The sequence below is a fragment of the Niallia endozanthoxylica genome (assembly GCF_008710145.1).
Taxonomy (GTDB): Bacteria; Bacillota; Bacilli; order Bacillales; family Cytobacillaceae; genus Bacillus_BD; species Bacillus_BD endozanthoxylica.
Map to the genome: position 1 here is coordinate 103,387 of NZ_VYKL01000039.1, position 21,463 is coordinate 124,849.

The window sequence follows — 21,463 nt, forward strand, 5'->3', positions numbered from 1 at the left end:
TGTCATATTAAGATTAAAAGCTGAGAATTAAAACGATTCTCAGCTTTTAATCTTAAGAAATCCCCTCAGTTAATTAACGTTCTTTCTATCAAAAGTTTCAAAAAAATTCAGGTCTTTAATATACAAAAAATAAAACTTAAATAGTACTATGGTAATATAAGGTGAGAATATACTAGAGACAAGGTGACTTTATGCTTAATTTTTCTCTTGGGAAACTTGGAAAGCGGCTTCAATATTCTTTGCTATTTTCCACTATTACCATTATGTTAATGGTTGTTTTTTGTATTGTAGGGGTACGTTTCTCTCTCAATGAAAATATTAAAGAACAAATGGCATTGGATCGTATTGATGATTCTATGAATACCTTTTATAAATCTATTATTGATCAAGAGACCGGGCAAAGAGGATACAATTTAACAGAGAATGAATCCTTCTTAAAACCTTACTATCAATCGGAAGAGGTTTTTTCAGAAAATATAATAGAGCTAAGAAAGCATGCAGCAGATTTTCCAGAAATACAAAACGAGGTTAACGATGTAATCCAACAAGGTGAGTACTGGCATAATCAATTTATCACACCCATTGTTGAGCAGTCCTTAAAAGGTCAACAACCGAGCATCGAATTTCTAGAAGCCGAAAAACTAGCACTGGATGGTTTTCGAAGATCATATGCTTCTTTTACTGAAAAAATTGAAGAGCAACGAAGCATTGTGCGGGAAAAAATGAAAACAAGGATTAATCTGACCTTTACCATTTTAGTAGTGATAAGTATAGGGACACTCTTAATCAACCTATTATTAAACTTCAAAATACTAAGGTCGATTATTAAACCAATTATCAATCTAAGTGATTGTGTTAATTCATATGCCCAGCATGATTTTGAAAAAAATGTACCTGTTTACCATGAAAAGGATGAGTTGAACGTTCTCATCGAAAATGTGGATGCGATGCGGGATGAGTTATCAAAGAAAATAAGGACATTGGAGTTAAAAGCAAATGTTGATGGATTAACCGGTCTTTATAACCGAAGATTTTTTGATGATTTTCTACAAAAACAATGGAAAATAATGCTGAAGCAATTCGCACAAATTTCCTTGATTATGTTTGATATTGATTATTTTAAAAAATATAATGATACGTATGGTCATTTAGCCGGAGATGATTGTCTAAAAATCATATCGCAAGCACTCCAAAACTTTAATGAAAGCCCCTTCAACTTGGCAGCAAGATATGGTGGTGAAGAGTTCTGTATTATAGTACTCCATCATTCGAAGGAAGAAGTATTAAAAATTGCTAAAGAAATAAGTAATACTGTGTTGGCACTAAAAATTCCGCACAAGAACTCACAAGTACATCAAAATGTAACTGTAAGTATCGGAGTAGCCACGGTTATTCCTAATGAAGAGATTACACCAAATGATCTTATCTCTTTTGCTGACCACGCCCTCTATCAATCAAAGGAGAAAGGGAAAAATTGTATAACGCAATATGAGATCTAAAATTTGGTTTCATCCTTCCTACAACTTTATATATAACCTTCTTCATTGTTTCAACACTTGATTTTACTATGAAGAAATGGCTAATAACTAAAAATAAATTTTTATAATGCGAAAAAAAGGATTCCCAAACGTCCAAGTGGATTTCTTAGAATCTCTACAGCCTTTTTCTCTTTATACTGTATATTACCTAAGAAATTATCCGTTTCCCCGCTTTCTCTAAACTAGACAACCATTTTTTCTGAACTACTCATGACTTCAAGTCACGAGTGTTCTACGCTATTTAATAAACTGTATACATATAAAAAACCGATCCTGAATTGAGATCGGTTTTCCTCTTTCCATTACTCTTTATGAAGTAAATTCCACATGAGATATGCATATACCAGTCATATCAAATGGCTATCTTATTTATTATTCACTTTTTCCCAATCTGCCGCAAATTTTTCCATACCTTGATCGGTTAGTGGGTGCTTAGAAAGCTGCTCAATGACACTATAAGGAACAGTTGCAATGTGAGCGCCAGCCATAGCTACACGAGTGACATGATCGGGATGTCGAACAGAAGCTGCAATAATTTGTGAGTCTAAGTTTTGAATGCGGAATAGTTCAGCAATCTTGGTTACTAATTGTACACCATCTTCAGAAATATCATCCAATCGTCCTAAAAATGGGGAAACATATGTAGCCCCAGCACGTGCAGCCAAAAGCGCCTGGTTTACGGTAAAAATAAGTGTAACATTGGTTTTAACACCTTTATCTGCAAGATAACGGCAAGCTTCTAAACCAGCTAATGTCATAGGAAGTTTAATCGTAACTTTTTCATCCCCGCCATTAATTTTAATTAATTCTTCAGCTTGGGCAATCATGTCCTCAGCTGTAAGTGCATCTGGAGTTACTTCAGCTGATACAGATTCTACACGTGGAACTGCTTGGCAGATTTCTGCAATCCGATCTTCAAATTTCACACCTTCTTTGGCTACTAAAGAAGGATTTGTGGTAACACCAGCTAAAATACCAATTTTATATGCTTTTTTAATATCTTCAAGATTTGCAGTATCAATAAAAAATTTCATATTTGCCTCCATATTTGACTATTTTATTTGTCTTTTTATAAAAATAATGAAAGAGGTGGGTTTTGTCCCATCCCCTTTAAATTTTTATGATACTACTTTCGATATTACTTTTCCAGTCATGTCCTCATAATCTTTACACATAATTTCCCATGATTTTTCGATATCTTCATCTAATCCAAATAAACCGCTGCGACCTATAATATAAATATCAGGACCGGCTGTATCAATTCTTTTAAATGTTTTCCGACTAGATGATCCATCCATTTCAATAACATATTGATACCCTTTTTCTTCTCGTAATTCTCTTAATGCTACAATTTTATCTAGGGTGCTTTCGAGAAAACGTTGACCGGCGAACCCTGGGTCCACTGTCATAATTGTAATCTTATCGACTAAGTCAATATAAGGGAAAATCGTCTCAATCCTCGTTTCTGGATTTAATACTACCCCTGCTTTTAATCCGGCATCATGTATTTGATCAATTAAGCGAAAGGCCAAACCATCAAGTACTTCTGCATGCATGCAAATCCATTCACACTTTATATCAACTAATTGTTGAACCCAGAAACTTGGATTCGTTACCATAAGATGAGCGGACACAGGTAAATCACTTATTTTTCGCACTTCTTGGATAAACCATGGGGATAATGTAATATTGGGAACATAATGCCCATCCATAATATCAATATGATAGGAATCTACATGATTGTTTAAAAAAGTGATTTGTTCTTTAAACTTATCTAAGTCCATTGTCATCAATGATGGTGAAAATTCTACTTTTCTCATACTCTATTTATCCTCCACAAAACTACTATTCTCTTTAGAAATGATGGTAGAGTTTGTCGTCACCCCATCCATTAGCCCTAAAGTATTAATACGCTTACATTTACTGTCTCTAGCATTTAATTGTACTTACATTTTTCTTAAATAATTTGAATATCATCTAAATCAATATCTTCTTCTTCAATTTCTACTTGCGCGTCTTCTTTCACATTTTTCTTAATCAAAGCCAAGGCCAGCCCTGTTACAAGAACATTCACTAATATAGCTACAGCTCCTGTCCATGGTTGCGACATAGTAGGTAACATTAATACGCCGCCAAATGGTACAGTTGCATCTGCTCCTAACACCATCGTTGTTGCTCCACCTGCGAATCCACCAATCGCTACTGCCGTTACACAACGAACAATATCATTCATAACAATTGGAATGACACCTTCAACAATATTAATAACACCCATTGGAACTGCCGATTTCAAAGTCTCAACTTCTGATCGTGTATAGATATTTTTCCCAAACATTTTTGCTATAAAGTAAGCTAACCCAAATCCAATTGGTGTTGCTGTATTTACTAATTGTAAGGCTGTAATGGGTCCATTAATTCCTTCTGCCTGCATGGTCAATACGAAGGCAAATACAGTCTTGTTAATTGGGCCACCAAAGTCAACTCCACTCAATAAGCCTACAACTCCACCGAATACTAACAATGAAGAAGTACCTAAACTGTTTAATGCATTTGTTAATAATGATGTAAAAGCAGAAATAGGGATACCAATAACGTAAACCATGATTAATCCGCCAATAATCGAGGTGAAAAATGGAACAATTAAAGTTGGCATTAATCCCCTAGCCCAGTTAGGAACTTTAAGATGTTTAATAATAGCTACAGCAAGAAAACCCGATAAAAATCCTCCTAAAATCCCACCAATGAAGCCAGCACCAATGGCATTAGCAGTTAAACCAATAATAAAACCTGGAGCGACCCCTGGCTTTCCTGCAATTGAAGCAGAAATCCCTGTTGAAATAACTGCAGGTAGTAAACCTAAAGCAAGGGCTCCCATCTTAGCTAGAGCATCCCAGAAGGTATGAGGTTGTGTTAAGTCAGCACCACCATCACCTCCAAAACCCATACCAATTGCGATTAAAAAACCTGCTCCACAAACAATTGGAATTAAATATGAAATGGCCGTCAATAAATGACCTTTAAGATTTAATTTTTTTATTCCATTCATTTTTACCACTCCCATTACTACAAGTCTTTTTAATTACATAAAGCTTCTTTTACATCTTCAGCATCTTTCGACTGCAGCATTTTCTCAATTACTTCATCATTACCTAATTTCCTTGCAAATAATGATAATAATTTTAGATGATTTTGTGCTCCATCATTGTCATTTCCAACAGCAAAAAGAATGATTCCTTTTACTCCTTTCCCGTCGAGAGTCTCCCAAGCGATTTCTTCTTGGGTAATCCCAATAGCTACTCCTATTTTTCTTACAGAATCACTTTTACCATGAGGAATAGCAATATAATTTCCGATTCCAGTTTGCCCTAGTTCTTCCCTAGCATAAATATCCTTTATAAAGGATTCGATATCTGTAATGTATTCATTTTGCAGCAACACCTCTGCTAATTCTTGGATAGCCTCTTCCTTACTTTTAGTACTCATGTTGGTTTTGATTGTGTTTATATCTACAATATCTTTTACTTCCATCATTTATTTTTCTCTCCCTGCTTACATTATTTCTTTTGATTTACAACTTCTGCCGCTTTTTCAACTAATTTATTTGGTGATTTAACAGCTATTTCTGTCGTAACTTGGATGATTCTCTTCCCATCAAAACGTTCTCTTCCAGCGATTTTAACATCTGCAGCTAAGATCACGATATCTGCCTCATCAATCTGTTTTTGAGTCAGTTCATTCTCTATTCCAATCGTTCCTTGTGTTTCAATATGAATTTCATGGCCTGCTTTCTTTCCAGCATTCTCTAATTTCTCCTGTGCGATATATGTGTGTGCGATCCCAACTGTGCATGCTGCAACTCCTACTATTTTCATCATTATTCCTCCTAATTTTTTAAAATTTCTTCAATAAAATTTTCCTTTTCATGACTATTCAATAATCGGTTTAAATACTCTTCATCTGCTAAAGTTCTAGTGAATAAGGATATTTTCTTCTTTATTTGAACGCTTTCATTTTCCTTTAATAAAATAACAATCAATAAACAGATATCCTTTGTCTGGTAATCCCATGATCGGATTGGATTGGCTAAACGGATAAATAGGATTTGACTCTTCTTTATCTGATTGCTTTCGATATGGGGCAACATCACATGTTCAGCGATTAATGTGCTGCCTACTTTTTCTCTTTCATTTAATTGATTAATGACTTCCTCTTTTTGCGAAGGATTATCCTGACATGCGATTTCAGAAATAAAAGAGTATACTTCTTCTTTTGTTTTTAACTCACAATTAAAATAAACTTGATAGATTGAATTAATCTCCATGATAAATTTCCTCTATCTTTCCTTGAAGTCTCTTCTGGTCATCCATTGTAAACATCGCACTCACTAATAAATAAGGAATGGGTACTTCCTCCTTAATATGAACAGTACTCAGGATCAATTGAGCATCCGAGTATTTCTCTTTTAACATTTGTGTATTTCTTGATGCTACTACATCAACAATTTCCAACTCGGGAAATTTCTTTGAAACTTTTGCTTTTAAAAGTTCTGAAGTTCCAATTCCTGTCGTACACATGATTAGTATTTTTATTGGGCGTTGATGTTGGGCTGTTTCAATGGCTCTTGCAAAATAGAGGGTGAGAAACCCATTCTCATCGTCATTTATGGCTGGTAAGTTGAATTTTTCACTTACCCATTCAGATACGTTTGTTACACCCAAAAATACTTCTTCATACGTTATCTTAATCTGACTTAACAAGCTGTTTTTAACCCGAATTTTATGCACTAATCGATTAAGCATCGGTTTAATATGATTGGCTAAATCAATAAAAATGGACTGACTGTCTATATCAATTCCTAAGCTAGTACTCATCCCTTCAATATATGTTTTGGTTACTTGGATAACTTCTGATGAAAAAGTGGAAGTTATAGCAAGAGGTCCCTGCATTCTTGATGACACTAAATATTGATAAAGAAAATAAATCTCACTATCTGGCAATGGACTGTTCAAATATTTTTCAATATTATAGACAATAGCCTTTGCAACCGGATACAAAATATCTTTTTTCATATTTTCCATTTCTTCACTAGAAATGTTATCAGTAAACAGTTTGGTAGGAACTTTTCTTGAGCGACTTAGTAGTATATATAAATGCGAGAAAATGTTTACATTATATGGATACGGAATGGTTATATCCAAATCTTCTTCAATCTTTCTTAATTGATCCAATATAAACAAAACATCGTACTGATTGAAATTAAGTTCTTGATTCCTTTTTAAATCATCAATATCAATCGTATTAAAGATTTCAATAATATCTTTAATGGCCTTCCGAATATTAACTTCTTCCCCTAGTATGGCTAGTGTTCTGTTTTTTCGCTCTAAAACTAAATTGTACTTTTTAAGCTCTTCGGTCATTATTTGTTCATCATTAAAAGTAACGGAGTCTCCTACATAATACTTACTAAATAAGTGGTAAATATTTATAGGTTTAGGCGAAGACAACAATAATTCTTCCATAATTCGTTTACGTCTCTCGCTAGGAGAAAAATGTTTTTCTTTATATTTTTTATTTCCTTTTTGATAATTAATATATTTTTCGTAATCTAGTTTATATCCTCTCCCTCTTTCAGATAGAATTAAAGGACCGTCCACGTACTCGTTGTTAATTTTATTTATTAAACGATATACTGTTTTTTGAGAAACATTTAGTACCTCTAGGAGATCCTTCGAAGTAACATAACCTTGGTTTTTCGAAAGGAACAGTAACAGATCTTGTTCATGGTTACTTTTTGAACTCATCTCCTTGCCTCCTTGATACTATATTAACTCATAATAGAATTATCGATTCGCTGGAAAATGGCCGTTGCAACGGTCACTTTTTTTTAGACATTCTATAACATCTTTCTAAGGCCGTCGCTTCTATTAAAACCTTAATAGAGGCAAGGACAATTGTCCCTGTCTCCCTCGCTCCGCCACAGTCATACATCTATATTAGCCAAACTTAAATTTGATTTAATAGAAATTATGGAACGCTTAGGTCATCCCAAAGAGGAAACCACTGTGAATGTGTATCTCCATGTAACAACAGGAAAGAAAAAGAGACCGCCAGCAAGTTCAATGAACTTATTAGCGGTCTCCGTTAAACAAATATTAAATTCTCAGTTTTAAGGATTAACAGACACTTAGAGCCTAAAGGGCTGGGGGACGATTATTACATCATGCCGCTCGTAAGATGAAATTGTATAATTATCTTTAAAGTAAACTGACTGTCTGTAATGGGATTCTATTAGCAAAATATTATTGAATATAGAGGAGAATATAATCATAGAAAATGAAATAAAATTTTATTTTACATCAAAATAAATTATATTGTCAATAAAAAATTTGTGATATTACTAAAAATCTGTTACAATGATATTATAATTATTCTTTGAATCGTATTTCAAATTCTTATGTAATTTTTTTGCAGATAGAATATGAATGCGATTTTTTTTATTCCTTCTTTAAATCGAAGGAACTGAAAAAAGTGAAGATTGTACTGGAACTAGTAGTTTACATATTGAAAGTCACCTGTAAAGGAAATCAACCAGATAGGAGAAAAAACACCACAGAAACTTCAGCTTCAAACAATAAGGGAACTTATCTAGAAATGCAAATTAGTTGAAGAGGACTGACGAGTGACTTTAATAGAGTGAACCAAGTTTTAGTATGATAAGGAGGACAAAAATAATGAATCTAATCAATAAAGAAGTAACACACATGCGTTTTGGCAAGGGAAGTGTTGTTAAACATGATGATTCTATCATAGAAATACATTTTGCAACGGAAAATAAAAAGTTTGTTTTTCCCGATGCATTTGGAAAACACCTAAAACTACATGATAAAACTGCTTCCCATTCACTTGAAAAGGTTATACAAGAAAAGGAAATAGAACGGGAGAAGATAGAACAGGAAAAGGAAGAAGAGAAAAAGCTACAGCGGAAAGAACAGCAACTTCGCTTGGAACATGCAAAACTTATGAGGAATCATAAACTCCATCCCGAATCACAAATGGTTTTTTGGTGTGACACCGAAGAAATGAGCAGGACTTTTACAGAGTGGAAGGTTTTCACCGGATTAATAAAAGGCGGAAATAACAAAGGAAAGCCAAACAAACCTACCCGCATATTCAAAAATAGTGTTTGCCTTTTAACAGCAAGAGATTCCGGTATGCCTGAAAAAGATAGACGTATCATAGGTGTTTATATGGTGAATGAAGATTTTATCGGTAAGTTTTGTGAAGATGGATATATTCCTGCTCATTCAGAATACAGACTTCAACTTACAGAACAGGAATCTGATAAGATGCCTTTTTGGAAATATTATATAAATGAAAAATCCCCTCAAAAAATCACTTGGAATACAGGTAAATACCGTTATTTTGATAATGTATGGATGGCTCAAATTTTACTTGATATTGTTGCATTGAAAAGTGACATACAGGAACGAGAACTTACACAGAAGTTTTTTAATCATTTTTGTAAAATGAATCAGATTGGAAAAGAAGAGTTACCAGAGCCTAATGGCGCATTAATGCGTATTTGAACTTTAGCCCCTACTAATTAGAATTAAGTATATTTACACGCAACCGATGCTGTCCAAAAAAGAGAGACTGAAAAGTTGGGCAATCTAATGAAAAATATACTGAAGATTGATCAATAAGGTCAAAAAAGGTCACGAGCTATGCTCGTGACCTTTAATACCTTGATATATCAGGGTTGAATGATGTTTATTACATCATACCGCCCATTCCACCCATGCCGCCCATGTCAGGCATACCGCCGCCGCCTTCTTCAGGCTTGTCAGCAACAACTGCTTCAGTTGTTAAGAACATAGCTGCAACGGATCCAGCATTTTGAAGTGCAGAACGAGTAACTTTAGTTGGGTCAACGATACCAGCATCAACCATGTTTACCCATTCGCCAGTAGCTGCATTGAAACCAACGCCTACTTTCTCATGCTTTAAGCGCTCAACGATAACAGAACCTTCAAGTCCAGCGTTGTGAGCGATTTGACGTACTGGTTCTTCAATCGCACGTAATACGATGTTAATACCAGTTTGTTCGTCGCCTTCAGCTTGGATAGAAGCTACTTTATTGTAGATATTAACTAATGCAGTACCACCGCCAGCTACGATACCTTCTTCAACAGCTGCGCGAGTAGAGTTTAATGCATCTTCAATACGTAATTTACGTTCTTTTAATTCTGTTTCAGTAGCCGCACCAACTTTGATAACTGCTACACCGCCAGCTAACTTAGCTAGGCGCTCTTGTAATTTTTCACGATCAAAATCAGAAGTAGTTTCTTCTAATTGAACGCGGATTTGGTTAACGCGGCCAGCGATTTGTTCACTGTTTCCTGCACCTTCAACGATAGTTGTGTTTTCTTTTGTAACAACAACTTTCGCAGCACGTCCTAATTGACCGATTTGTGCAGATTTAAGATCAAGTCCAAGATCTTCTGTGATTACTTGACCGCCAGTTAGGATAGCGATATCTTCTAACATTGCTTTACGACGGTCACCGAAGCCAGGAGCTTTAACAGCTACTGCATTGAATGTTCCGCGAAGCTTGTTAAGAACGATTGTTGCAAGTGCTTCACCTTCAACATCTTCAGCAATCAATAATAATGGCTTGCCTTGTTGTACTACTTGCTCAAGAACTGGAAGGATTTCTTGAATGCTAGTGATTTTCTTATCTGTGATTAAGATATATGGATTGTCAAGAACAGCTTCCATTTTATCAGAATTTGTTACCATGTATGGAGAAGCATATCCACGGTCAAATTGCATACCTTCAACTACATCTAGCTCAGTTGAGAATCCTTTTGATTCTTCAATTGTGATAACACCATCGTTACCAACGCGTTCCATTGCTTCTGCAATTAATTGACCTACTTCTTCGTCAGCAGAAGAAATCGCAGCAACTTGTGCAATAGACTCTTTTCCTTCGATAGGTTTAGAAATAGCTTTTAGCTCTTCTAGAGCTGTTTGAATCGCTTTGTCCATACCTTTACGGATTCCCATTGGATTAGCGCCAGCTGTTACGTTTTTAAGACCTTCACGAATCATCGCTTGAGCAAGAACTGTTGCAGTAGTAGTACCGTCCCCAGCAATATCATTGGTTTTGCTTGCTACTTCAGCAACTAATTTCGCACCCATGTTTTCAAATGCATCTTCAAGTTCGATTTCTTTCGCAATTGTTACACCGTCATTTGTAATAAGAGGTGAACCAAATTTTTTCTCAAGAACCACGTTGCGTCCTTTTGGTCCAAGAGTTACTTTAACTGCATTTGCAAGAGCATCAACCCCACGCAGCATAGCGCGGCGGGCATCTTCACTGAACATAATTTCTTTTGCCATTATGAATTACCTCCTTAAAATTGTACAAACTAAAATAAAAAATATAGGATATCTGCCTATCGGCGGCAGTCATAAGCCATGAGCCTTAAAACCGGACTCAGGAAAAATATCATTATCCAATTACAGCAAGGATATCATTTTCACGAACGATTAAATATTCTGTACCATCGTATTTCACTTCAGTACCAGCGTATTTTGAGAAGATAATGCGATCGCCAACAGATACTTCAAGAGCAACACGCTCACCATTTTCAAGAATGCGACCAGTACCTACAGCGACTACTTTACCTTCTTGTGGTTTTTCTTTTGCAGTGTCCGGTAATACGATACCGCTTGCAGTTTTTTCCTCTGATGCAACAGGTTCAATGATAATGCGATCACCTAGTGGCTTTAACAATTGAAACAACCTCCTCAAATCATATGTAAGTTTATTTTTTTTATTAGCACTCAACTCTATCGAGTGCTAACACATCTATTATATTAATAAATTTGATTTCCTTTTGCAAGTCACAACATGTAAATTTTTATTAAAAAAGTTAAATTGTCTGTAAATGATCAATCAACATACAGCAATAGGGGTTATAGATGTAAGAATATATGAACAGTAGCCCAACTCGTGCATCAATAGAGGCTATTGATGCTTGAAAAAACGAACTCAGCCTCAACTCGTACATCAATAGGGCTTATTAAAGCAAGAATATATGAACAGTGCATGTCCGCCCACAACTATTATTTATCGCCATGAATCTTTTCACATATACCTTGTGACTTAAAAGTGGTTATAATTTGATGGTTATAGATAATTACTGATAAAATAGGATAGATGTACTTTAAAAGGAGATATGTTAAAGGAGAACTACCATTTTGAAAAAAGAATATTGGTTTATTTTGATTGCATACATCGTCATGCAGCTTTCCGGCGCCATTGGGGTGCCGCTCCTCATGTTCATCGGCAGTCTATTAGGTAAAAGCCACCATGAAGTGGCGGAACTATCTGTTTCCTTATGGATTGTCATCAGCTTTTCCCTTACCTTTATTATCAGTCTGATTCTGCTTCGTAAAGAATGGACAAACCCTATTCGCAGCGAAAGTGCCCTGTCACCGAGGGAATCTATGTATTGGGCCGTTGGCGGGATTTTTTTAGCATTCTTTGCCCAAATTGCTGCTGCAAATATCGAGTATTGGCTGGGGATTGAAATGGGCTCTGAAAATACAGAGCAGATTGTTAGTTTGATTAAGACCGCTCCAATAGTCATTCTTGTTACTTCTATTATCGGACCCATTCTCGAGGAGATTGTATTTCGCAAAATTCTTTTTGGCGCCTTATACACTCGAATGAATTTCTTTTTGGCCGGTCTAATCAGTTCACTTATTTTTGCCTTAGCCCACGGAGAACCTGAACATGTCATTTTATATTCAGCTATGGGCTTCACCTTTGCTTTTTTATATGTAAAAACCAAACGGATTCTCGTCCCGATTTTCGCTCATGTATCGATGAATACGATTGTCGTGATTATGCAGTTAAATCCGGATTGGATTCAAAAACTTCAACAACTATAAGATTTTATTATTACTGGAGGATTTTGCTTTGAGACAATCACCGCTTTTTTCGGGTATCATCTATATATTTCTTGGAACCCTGTTTACCTTTTTCGCTATTCAAAATATAAACGAGGATGGAGGATGGGGATTCTTTACCATTTTACTCATTATCCTTGCTACTTTTGATTTTGGATCAGGCATTCGAATGATTCTTTTTCATTTTCAGTTAAAAAGACAGCAAACAAAAAAATGAGCCTCTACTATTTAGTAGGCTCATTTTTTTATATTAATCCTCAGTTTCTTCATCTACTGAATAATGCTTTAGGAAATATACAAGTGACTGAAGTTCAACTGCCAAATCAATATGATGTACACGAACATGCGGAGGTACGGTTAATCGGGCCGGTGTAAAGTTTAGAATCCCTCTGATATTAGCCTTTAACAGCCTGTCTGTCACAAATTGGGCAACCGGTGCAGGAATCGTTAGGATGGCTACCTCTATTCCCTGCTCTTCAATCACTTTTTCAAGCTCGTCCATATGATAAACAGGTACATTTCCAATTTTCTGCTCCACTTTATCCGTTTGCACATCAAAAGCAACAGCAATTTTTGTATTATTATTTTTTAAGAAATTATAATTTAAAAAGGCGGTTCCAAGATTACCAACACCAATCAAGGCAACCTTTGTCAATTCATCCTGATCTAATGTTTTACGGAAAAAGGAAAGCAAATACTGAACATTATATCCATACCCTTTTTTACCTAATGCACCAAAATAAGAAAAATCTCTGCGGATGGTCGCTGAATCTACTTTCACTGCCTCACTAAGTTCTGCGGAAGATACTCTCTGCTTTCCAGATGCGTGTAAATTTGTTAAAAAGCGATAATATAAAGGCAATCTCTTTGCTGTTGCTTGTGGTATTTTGGTCGTTTCATTTGCCATGCGAATCCCCCTTTTCCCTTCTTTAATTCTTTATTTATTTTTTTACATTAAAAGGCTGCTTTTGATTCGTATTTACTTGTAAACACTTTCATTTTTCCTTCCTTGTAAAATCTCCGTTTTTTCCGCCTGTTTTTTCTACTAAATATGTCTCGCCTATCACCATTCCTTTGTCAATGGCTTTACACATATCATAAACTGTTAAAGCACATACAGACGCAGCGGTAAGGGCTTCCATCTCTACTCCCGTACTTCCCTTTGTTTTGACGAAAGCTTTAATGAACAATTCATAATCTTCACTCTTCGTTTCCCATGAAAAGGTAATATCAACACCTGTTAATGAAAGCGGATGACACATAGGAATAATATCCCATGTCTTTTTTGCGGCCATAACCCCTGCAACCTGAGCCACCGCTAAGACGTCTCCTTTTTTCATTTGGTTACTTATTATTTTATCATAAATTTCATGATTTACAGTAATACTTGACATCGCAATTGCCGTTCGAAAAGACTCAGGCTTTTCGCTTACATCTACCATCTTGGCTCTGCCTTCTTCATTAAAATGAGTAAATTCAGCCATATAAAAACCCCTCTCTATAAATGATACACTATTATATAGGTATTTGTCTTTAGCATGTATTCTCCTTCACAAATAGTGTTTCCTATTTAAATAAAATATACAAAATTAAAAGATAACATCTATAGAAGCTCATTTCTCTATGTATTGCTGTCCAAACCTTAATCGGTTAATCTATTAGTATAGAGGTGAGCAAACATGATTCTATTACAAATCAATCAATTATGTAAATACTATGGTGCAGATATCATTTTGTCAAATATAAAATTAGAAGTTCAAACACGGGACCGGATTGCTTTAGTAGGAAGAAATGGAGCCGGGAAATCCACCCTGTTAAAGATTATCGCGGGACAGTTGTCCTTTGATTCAGGAGACATTATAAAGCCGAAAGAAGTGAAGATTGGCTACTTGGCTCAAGACACGGGCCTTGAGTCTAATTTATCTATCTGGGAGGAAATGCTGTCCGTATTTGCCGAATTGAGACAACAGGAGCAAAAGCTGCGCAGCTTAGAAAATAAGATGTCCGATCCAGCTGTTCTTCAAAATGAAGCAGAATACGAAAAAGTGTTAAAAGAATATGATATCCTACAGGTCGAGTTCAAGGAGAAAGGCGGCTATCAATTTGAAGCAGATATCCGTTCTGTTTTGCATGGGCTGAATTTCGGGTCCTTTGACTACGATACAAAAATATCATCATTAAGCGGAGGACAAAAAACGAGACTCGCACTTGGGAAATTGCTTCTTTCAAAGCCTGAAATATTAATCCTCGATGAACCGACGAACCATCTAGACATCGATACATTATCCTGGCTTGAGCAATATTTGCAGGGTTATGAAGGAGCTATCCTTATTGTTTCCCATGATCGATACTTTCTTGATAAGGTTGTCAATCAGGTCTATGAAATATCAAGAAAGCAAATCACTAAATATCCTGGAAACTATAGTTCCTATTTAGATAAGAAAGCAGAGAATTATGAGCGGGAAATGAAGCAATATGAAAAACAGCAGGATGAAGTCAACAAACTGCAGGATTTTATACAGCGTAATTTAGCCCGCGCATCTACAACAAAAAGAGCACAGAGCCGCCGTAAAAAATTAGAACGAATGGAGCTGATGGACCGTCCATTAGGAAATGAAAAATCAGCTACCTTTTCTTTTGATATTGAAAAACAATCAGGTAACGAAGTATTGCATGTCCATTCTTTAGCAATCGGCTATGACGATGATGCCGTTTCACATAATATCACCATTCGAGTAACTCGAGGGGAAAGTGTTGCCCTCGTCGGACCGAATGGAATTGGAAAATCTACCTTATTAAAAACCATCATGAAGAAGCTTTCGCCTCTGAATGGGGATATTCAATACGGAACAAATGTAGCAATCGGCTACTATGATCAGGAACAAGCCGAACTAACCTCCAATAAAAAGGTACTCAATGAACTGTGGGATGAATATCCTTTAAAAAGCGAGAAGGAAATTAGAACGGTTCTTGGAAATTTTCTTTTCTCCGGGGATGACGTATTAAAAATTGTTTCTACTTTAAGCGGCGGCGAAAAGGCACGCTTGGCACTGGCCAAGCTAATGATGCAAAAAGCAAACCTATTAATCCTGGATGAACCGACGAACCATCTTGATTTAGATAGTAAAGAAATTTTGGAAAATGCTTTAATAGACTATCCTGGAACGATTCTTTTCGTTTCCCATGACCGTTACTTTATTAATCGTATTGCATCTAAAGTAGTTGAACTCAGCAAGGATGGATCTACCGAGTACTTAGGCGATTATGATTATTATGTAGAAAAGAAACTAGAGCAGGAAGAATTAAGGGAACTTGATGAACAAAAGAAGGAATCGGGTCAGCCGGTTAAACAGGAGAAGACGAGTTATCAACAGGACAAAGAAACGAAAAAGTTAGAAAGACAACGTCTTCGAAGAATTGAAGAAATTGAGGGAAAAATCGAGGAGCTTGAACAAAGGATTGAAGAAAATGAGCAGCTTCTCTGCGACCCGGAAATTTTTCAGGACCACGAAAGGTCACTTCAAATACATGAGGAAGTTGAGGAATTAAAGCAAGAACTGGAACAGATGATGGATGAATGGACTTTGTTGGCAGATGAATAGCCGGTTATGTTCACATAAAAGAATTTTAATTTGATGAGCGGCATGGTGTATTGGCGTGTAAACTGCTTTTAGTTGCACGCCACTTGTATTAAAGGAGGAATTTTGACGGGTACGGATATTCTCTTAGACCTGTCTGAATAGATAGTAATCCCCCTTTCAGTCTTCTATATTAATTAGTCTCATAACAGTTATCCACAGACAAAGTGGAATAGAATCATTTTATCCTCCCCTTTTCCACATTTTTGGTCACAGAAAGATATGCTTTATTTCAGCTTTCCACACACTTTTCCACATTATCCACAATAACACGCTTCATTTGTCCACATTATTAACAGTATCCACATACTTATCCACACTTTCAAAAATTTTCTGTCTTTTATTCCCGTTCTTTTATCAATGAATGTTAATAATCTTTCTAGTTTATCAACAACCGTTGTTAAAGCCACAAAAAAAGACTCCTGAAAAGTCCAAGAGTCTTATACATAATTGTGGATAGATATATCGAGACCAGGATTTGCATTTAAGGCCAAGCCTGCTCGCTGTCCTTTTTCAAACATCACACTTCCAGCAGCAGCAATCATTGCGGCATTGTCCGTGCATAACTTTAACGGAGGAATGACAAGCTCTATATCCTCTAGTTCATTAAAAGCAGCTGTTAATACCGAACGCAGGCCTTTATTGGCAGCAACTCCGCCTGCTAATAACACTTGCTTGATTCCGTATTCCTTGGCGGCCCTCACTGTTTTTGTTACTAGTACATCAATGACACTCGCCTGAAAGCTTGCCGCAAGGTCCTCCGGTTTAATGGTTTCGCCTCGTTGCTCAGCATTGTGGACAGTGTTAATAACTGCTGATTTCAATCCGCTAAAACTAAAATCATAAGAACCATCTTCAAGCCAGGCTCTTGGTAAGTCAATCACAGCTTCCCCTTCATGGGCTAACCGGTCGATTTGCGGGCCGCCCGGATATGGCAGATGAAGTGTTCTTGCTACTTTATCATATGCCTCTCCTGCAGCATCATCCCTCGTTTCTCCAATCACTTCAAAATGACCGTGCTCTTTCATATACACTAGCTCTGTATGACCACCGGATACGACTAAGGATAAGAGTGGAAAACTCATTTCCGTAATCAAACGGTTGGCATAGATATGCCCTGCAATATGATGAACCGAAACAAGAGGAATTCCGTGTGCAAAAGCAACAGCCTTAGCAGCATTTACACCAATCAGTAATGCTCCTACAAGACCAGGCCCCTGTGTAACTGCAATGGCATCGATATCCTCATAAGACACTTTTGCCTCTTTTAATGCCTCTTCCAGTACAATCGTGATTTGCTCAACATGGTGACGTGAGGCAATTTCCGGTACAACTCCGCCAAAACGTTTATGGCTGTCTATTTGTGAAGCTACAATATTGGATACAATTTCTCTTCCATTTCTTACAATAGAAACGGCCGTTTCATCACAGCTTGTTTCTATCCCCATTACCAATAAATCTTTTTTCATAAATTCACCCACATAACTAACGCATCTTCTTGATTATCACTATAGTAATTCTTTCGAATGGCTCCCCCTTGAAAACCAAACTTCCGATAGAGGGATTGGGCAACCGTATTGGACACTCTTACTTCAAGGGTCATCATAAGCGCCCCGTGTTCTTTTGCCGTTTCAATCATCCTTCCCATTAAAGCTTCCCCTAGCTTCATGCCTCTATATTCGGGAAGAATAGCAATGTTCGTCACGTGAGCCTCATCTACAACAATCCATACGCCACAGTAACCAACAATTTTGTTATCTGCTTCAATAATCAGATATTTAGCAAACTGATTTTTTGAAAGCTCATTGTAAAAAGCTTCTCTGCTCCAAGGAACCGTAAACGATTGATGTTCAATCTCCATTATTTGATCTAGATCATCCACTTTCATCATTCGAAAAGAAAATGTGCTTTCCATTTTGACAACTTCCTATCTTTGTTCTGAATCTATTTCATTTCCTTTTGTGCTTCTATCCATTTTGCTTCTGCTTCTGCTAATCGAATATAATTGGGTACGAAGGTATGAATGTCCTCTTCTGGTTTATCATAGCCTAATAACGCAAGTTCAGATGGACGGGGATTATGCTCGGTTATTTCAGCAAAAATGGCCTTTTCACCAAGCACCTGTTCAAAAATCTCCTGGTGAAGCTTAACATCTGACCCGATAAATAATATTTTTTCTCCGCCTTCTTTTAATTGCTCTGCCCAATTTTTTGATAAAACTAGCTGATCTTTTTCTCGGGATACTAGCTTTCCGTTTTGGGACTGATAAAGGCCTGTATATATCTGGCCTCTTCTAGCATCAAATAAAGGGGAAACGCAACCATTAAAATAACGTCCTGCTCCTGCCGCCAAGATTTCAAGACTTGAAACTCCTGCCAACGGAATAGAAAGTGTCCACGCAAGCGTTTTAGCGATTGTTACCCCAATTCGAACTCCCGTATAGGATCCTGGCCCTTTTGCAACAATAACTTTATCTAAATCAGCAGGTTTCATTTCACAATCAAATAATAGCTTTTCAATGGCCGGCATTACCCGAATGGAATGATTCTTTTTCATATTGGTAATGTACTCGCCAATCACTCCGTCTTCATTCATGAGAGCAATGCCTAATGCATAATTTGATGTATCTATCGCTAATACGTTCATGAAAAAATCTCCTTACATAATTGCTCATATCGCTCTCCCACCGGTTGGATGACCAATTTCCGGGTATCACTGCCCTGGTGATAGATATAAATGTTTAATCGATCCTGCGGCAGCTGATCTTCAATCAAATGAGCCCATTCAACCACGGTTACCCCGTTTCCGCTGAAATACTCCTCAAAACCCAAGTCTTCGTAAGCATCCTCTAAGCGATACACATCCATATGATACAAGGGCATGGTTCCTTGATATTCTTTAATAATCGTAAAAGTAGGACTGTTCACATTCCTTTGTATTCCTAAGCCGACGGCCAGGCCTTTTGTAAAAGCAGTCTTCCCTGCACCTAAATCACCTTCAAGTGTAATAACATCTCCAGGCTGTAGATACGATGCTAAACGCTTGGAAAAGTCCTGTGTGTCCTCTAATTTAGTTGAAATGATTTCATATTTATTCATATATAATCACCTTACTGTTTGCCATTCAACACGCAAACGATCCATTTATTCCTATATATCCTTTTACAGTTTACATGATTTTACCTTATAGAGCAAAAACATGAATAATTATGGTTAAAATAAGCAAAGAAAAACAAACGAGACATGCTCGTTTGTCCTCTGCTACTTCACATCAACAAAGATAAAGAGCTCTGCACTGTTATACTGCTCATGATCTTTTTGAATATTAATTTGCTGTACCATAAATGTAACTTTAGCCTTGTCGTTTTCCTTTGTGAATGTTGCTTCCTCAGGCGTTATAGCATATTTGCTTGAATGATAGCCATAATACTTTTTAAAAATTTCATTTGCCTCAATACGTATCAATTCCTCGTTATTATCACGCATAAGAATCATATCTACCTGGTCATTGTCTTCTTTAGTAATTAGAGAATAATCTTTCTCTTCTTTTACAAAATCAGCAATCACTTCATTATTATTGTTTTCCATAGTTAGGTGGTAGCGAATAAAAGTATCATATTCTGATATATCAATAGGACTTTTCTCTTGTAGAGAAAGATGAATGTACATATCCCTGTTATCCCCTGGCTCGTAGTACTCATAGAAGCCAAATGTAGGATAAAACTTCTCATAACTGTAATCGTTTGGCAGCCACTCTACATCTTTCTGATAGTTCATCATTACAAGGTAATTCATTGCTTTAGTAATTACCTCCTTATCACTATCAGGAATTTCCCCATTTGGTTTGATTTTATTATTTTCTAGCATGTCATTCTTTAATAAAGCCTCTTCTAGTATACTTATTTGACTTGAGCGGCTTACCGTAAAGGCATCTACTGGCGGTACAATAGAAATGACAGCAAAGATAATTAATATAGGAGCAATGATTCCGTTTTTACGTACGGGCAAGAAACTAAGCAGAATACCTGCCGCTGCGGCAAAAATACCAAATAGTATCACATAATAGCGGGTATGCATAATCCCTGTATCAGTTAGACTCATAATCGAGGAGATAATCTGAAAAAGCACAATCGGCACCAACACTTTGGGAAAAATCCTTCTAAACCATAAAGTAAATTTATTTTCAATTTCGCTGACTAATATATAAACAACAATTACCGTAATTGCGTAGGATACCAGCATTGGCTCTAATAAATTATCTGTCCAAAACTCGCCGGTAATATTTCTGAGGATGTAAGTAAGCAGGATGATTGTAAACACGGCAATAAGCGGAATAATGATATAGGATAAGAGAACCACTAAAAATTTCGGACATTTAGCAGCCTTACCAATAGTTATTTCATGTTCCTCTATATTCTCTTCTTGGCTCAAGGCACCCGGATAAATAGGAATAAGCGATAGAAAGTACATGGGTGCAAATAGAATAAAGACTATATTTGCAGAATGAGAAAAGGCTGTATAATCCACCTGATAAATTAGCTGGTCAATGGCAGCTATTATAATTGAAATTCCAACATAAAGGATTCCAGAGAAAAACAAAGAGTTAAAAAAGGATTTAAATACGATCATAAAACTTTTATTGAAGCTTATCCTGCTTTTTATAACGGGAACCCAAATGAAGGCAATAAGCAGGGTAAATAGTGCAACTGCTGTCCTAATATTAATCTCCATACTTAATTGTGGAGCTGTCCTGATGATTAAGTAATATCCAACTGTTAATATTGAAGCTATACCCATTAACAGGAGACGACTAGATTGTTGTAAGAAAAACCTTTCATAGGCGATCTGTACAACGGCACTAATAAACGCTCCCACGATAAATGTTAATAGCAGCTTTGAATAATCTTCCTCCGAATGAATATCCATTGCATTCACGATAGCAGCTAACAAAAGAAAGATGGTTGTCAATGGATAGCGGGCAATAGCATCGGCCAAACCTTTAAACCTGTGAAAAAGCCTCGTAACTGGTTTCACAGCTATCATTCCCTTCTATATTTTTAAGTTAAGGTAATTTCTTCTGATTCCTTGTAAAATCTTTCTTTCTAACTAAAGTATATCACTATTAGGCTATATGTAGATGTACTTGGACAAGGGAATTTGTAAATTCTCTTGAATTCCATCTTTTATATGTAAAAAAAAAGAGTATCCAAAAAAGGATACTCTTTTGCTTTGCCTGGCAACGTCCTACTCTCACAGGGGCAATGCCCCAACTACCATCGGCGCTGAGAAGCTTAACTTCCGTGTTCGG

At 36.4% G+C, this 21,463-nt stretch carries 21 protein-coding genes and 1 rRNA gene; 5 read left to right on the forward strand and 17 right to left on the reverse strand.

Annotation, left to right across the window (positions count from 1 at the left end):
- Window positions 1-191: 191 nt before the first annotated feature.
- Complete coding sequence (locus F4V44_RS22500; RefSeq protein ID WP_150442254.1) at window positions 192-1,499, forward strand: sensor domain-containing diguanylate cyclase; 1,308 nt, start codon at window positions 192-194, stop codon at window positions 1,497-1,499.
- A gap of 404 nt (window positions 1,500-1,903) precedes the next feature.
- On the opposite strand, the gene fsa is transcribed toward F4V44_RS22500, so the two are convergent.
- The 7 genes from fsa to F4V44_RS22540 all read right to left on the reverse strand — a co-directional run bounded on the left by fsa (window position 1,904) and on the right by F4V44_RS22540 (window position 7,339).
- Window positions 1,904-2,572 carry a fructose-6-phosphate aldolase gene (fsa, locus tag F4V44_RS22505; RefSeq protein WP_150442255.1) on the reverse strand — a complete coding sequence of 223 codons (669 nt, stop codon included), beginning with the start codon at window positions 2,570-2,572 and terminating at the stop codon, window positions 1,904-1,906.
- Window positions 2,573-2,656: 84 nt separating this feature from the next.
- The gene (alsE, locus tag F4V44_RS22510) at window positions 2,657-3,358 is read right to left on the reverse strand and encodes a D-allulose 6-phosphate 3-epimerase (RefSeq protein WP_150442256.1); all 702 of its coding nucleotides are present in this window, start codon (window positions 3,356-3,358) and stop codon (window positions 2,657-2,659) included.
- Window positions 3,359-3,495: 137 nt separating this feature from the next.
- Window positions 3,496-4,584: a PTS fructose transporter subunit IIC gene (locus F4V44_RS22520; RefSeq protein ID WP_150442257.1), complete on the reverse strand. Its 1,089-nt coding sequence runs from the start codon at window positions 4,582-4,584 to the stop codon at window positions 3,496-3,498.
- Between the two features lie 29 nt (window positions 4,585-4,613).
- Complete coding sequence (locus tag F4V44_RS22525; RefSeq protein WP_223882007.1) at window positions 4,614-5,069, reverse strand: PTS sugar transporter subunit IIA; 456 nt, start codon at window positions 5,067-5,069, stop codon at window positions 4,614-4,616.
- A 23-nt stretch (window positions 5,070-5,092) separates the two neighbouring features.
- Window positions 5,093-5,410, reverse strand: a complete 318-nt coding sequence (locus F4V44_RS22530; RefSeq protein ID WP_150442282.1) for a PTS fructose transporter subunit IIB — start codon at window positions 5,408-5,410, stop codon at window positions 5,093-5,095.
- 11 nt (window positions 5,411-5,421) lie between these two features.
- A complete protein-coding gene (locus F4V44_RS22535; protein WP_150442258.1) occupies window positions 5,422-5,859 on the reverse strand; it encodes a PTS sugar transporter subunit IIA in 438 nt (145 codons plus the stop codon).
- Window positions 5,849-7,339: a BglG family transcription antiterminator gene (locus F4V44_RS22540; protein ID WP_150442259.1), complete on the reverse strand. Its 1,491-nt coding sequence runs from the start codon at window positions 7,337-7,339 to the stop codon at window positions 5,849-5,851. The genes F4V44_RS22535 and F4V44_RS22540 overlap by 11 nt, the downstream gene beginning before the upstream one ends.
- Window positions 7,340-8,269: 930 nt before the next feature.
- Here F4V44_RS22540 and F4V44_RS22550 point away from each other — a divergent pair.
- Window positions 8,270-9,124: a malate synthase gene (locus tag F4V44_RS22550; RefSeq protein WP_150442261.1), complete on the forward strand. Its 855-nt coding sequence runs from the start codon at window positions 8,270-8,272 to the stop codon at window positions 9,122-9,124.
- Between the two features lie 187 nt (window positions 9,125-9,311).
- On the opposite strand, the gene groL is transcribed toward F4V44_RS22550, so the two are convergent.
- Complete coding sequence (groL, locus tag F4V44_RS22555) at window positions 9,312-10,940, reverse strand: chaperonin GroEL (protein WP_150442262.1); 1,629 nt, start codon at window positions 10,938-10,940, stop codon at window positions 9,312-9,314.
- A 112-nt stretch (window positions 10,941-11,052) separates the two neighbouring features.
- Window positions 11,053-11,337, reverse strand: coding sequence for a co-chaperone GroES (groES, locus tag F4V44_RS22560; protein ID WP_150442263.1), 285 nt, complete (start codon window positions 11,335-11,337; stop codon window positions 11,053-11,055).
- A gap of 467 nt (window positions 11,338-11,804) precedes the next feature.
- Here groES and F4V44_RS22565 point away from each other — a divergent pair, with 467 nt between their 5' ends.
- Window positions 11,805-12,500, forward strand: coding sequence for a CPBP family intramembrane glutamic endopeptidase (locus tag F4V44_RS22565; RefSeq protein WP_150442264.1), 696 nt, complete (start codon window positions 11,805-11,807; stop codon window positions 12,498-12,500).
- 28 nt (window positions 12,501-12,528) lie between these two features.
- Window positions 12,529-12,735 (forward strand): YdiK family protein, encoded by a 207-nt coding sequence (locus tag F4V44_RS22570; protein WP_150442265.1) that lies wholly within the window; start codon window positions 12,529-12,531, stop codon window positions 12,733-12,735.
- 33 nt (window positions 12,736-12,768) lie between these two features.
- On the opposite strand, the gene F4V44_RS22575 is transcribed toward F4V44_RS22570, so the two are convergent.
- Together F4V44_RS22575 and moaC are read right to left on the reverse strand one after the other, a co-directional pair.
- Window positions 12,769-13,425, reverse strand: coding sequence for a redox-sensing transcriptional repressor Rex (locus F4V44_RS22575; protein ID WP_150442266.1), 657 nt, complete (start codon window positions 13,423-13,425; stop codon window positions 12,769-12,771).
- A gap of 88 nt (window positions 13,426-13,513) precedes the next feature.
- Complete coding sequence (moaC, locus tag F4V44_RS22580) at window positions 13,514-14,002, reverse strand: cyclic pyranopterin monophosphate synthase MoaC (protein ID WP_150442267.1); 489 nt, start codon at window positions 14,000-14,002, stop codon at window positions 13,514-13,516.
- Between the two features lie 195 nt (window positions 14,003-14,197).
- On the opposite strand from moaC, the gene F4V44_RS22585 reads away from it, so the two are divergent.
- A complete protein-coding gene (locus F4V44_RS22585) occupies window positions 14,198-16,120 on the forward strand; it encodes an ABC-F family ATP-binding cassette domain-containing protein (protein ID WP_150442268.1) in 1,923 nt (640 codons plus the stop codon).
- Between the two features lie 476 nt (window positions 16,121-16,596).
- Here the strand turns inward: F4V44_RS22585 and tsaD are convergent, their stop codons facing one another.
- From tsaD to rrf, 6 genes are all read right to left on the reverse strand, one after another.
- Window positions 16,597-17,625, reverse strand: a complete 1,029-nt coding sequence (gene tsaD, locus F4V44_RS22590; RefSeq protein ID WP_150442269.1) for a tRNA (adenosine(37)-N6)-threonylcarbamoyltransferase complex transferase subunit TsaD — start codon at window positions 17,623-17,625, stop codon at window positions 16,597-16,599.
- Entirely contained in the window at window positions 17,622-18,071 is a 450-nt protein-coding gene (rimI, locus tag F4V44_RS22595) for a ribosomal protein S18-alanine N-acetyltransferase (RefSeq protein ID WP_150442270.1), read from the reverse strand. The genes tsaD and rimI overlap by 4 nt, the downstream gene beginning before the upstream one ends.
- Window positions 18,072-18,100: 29 nt before the next feature.
- Entirely contained in the window at window positions 18,101-18,802 is a 702-nt protein-coding gene (tsaB, locus tag F4V44_RS22600) for a tRNA (adenosine(37)-N6)-threonylcarbamoyltransferase complex dimerization subunit type 1 TsaB (protein ID WP_150442271.1), read from the reverse strand.
- Entirely contained in the window at window positions 18,799-19,254 is a 456-nt protein-coding gene (tsaE, locus tag F4V44_RS22605; protein WP_150442272.1) for a tRNA (adenosine(37)-N6)-threonylcarbamoyltransferase complex ATPase subunit type 1 TsaE, read from the reverse strand. Before tsaE ends, tsaB begins: the two co-directional genes overlap by 4 nt.
- Before the next feature lie 162 nt (window positions 19,255-19,416).
- Window positions 19,417-21,189 (reverse strand): DUF4153 domain-containing protein, encoded by a 1,773-nt coding sequence (locus F4V44_RS22610; protein ID WP_191090811.1) that lies wholly within the window; start codon window positions 21,187-21,189, stop codon window positions 19,417-19,419.
- Between the two features lie 197 nt (window positions 21,190-21,386).
- A 5S ribosomal RNA gene (gene rrf / locus F4V44_RS28500) occupies window positions 21,387-21,463 on the reverse strand; the annotation flags it as partial.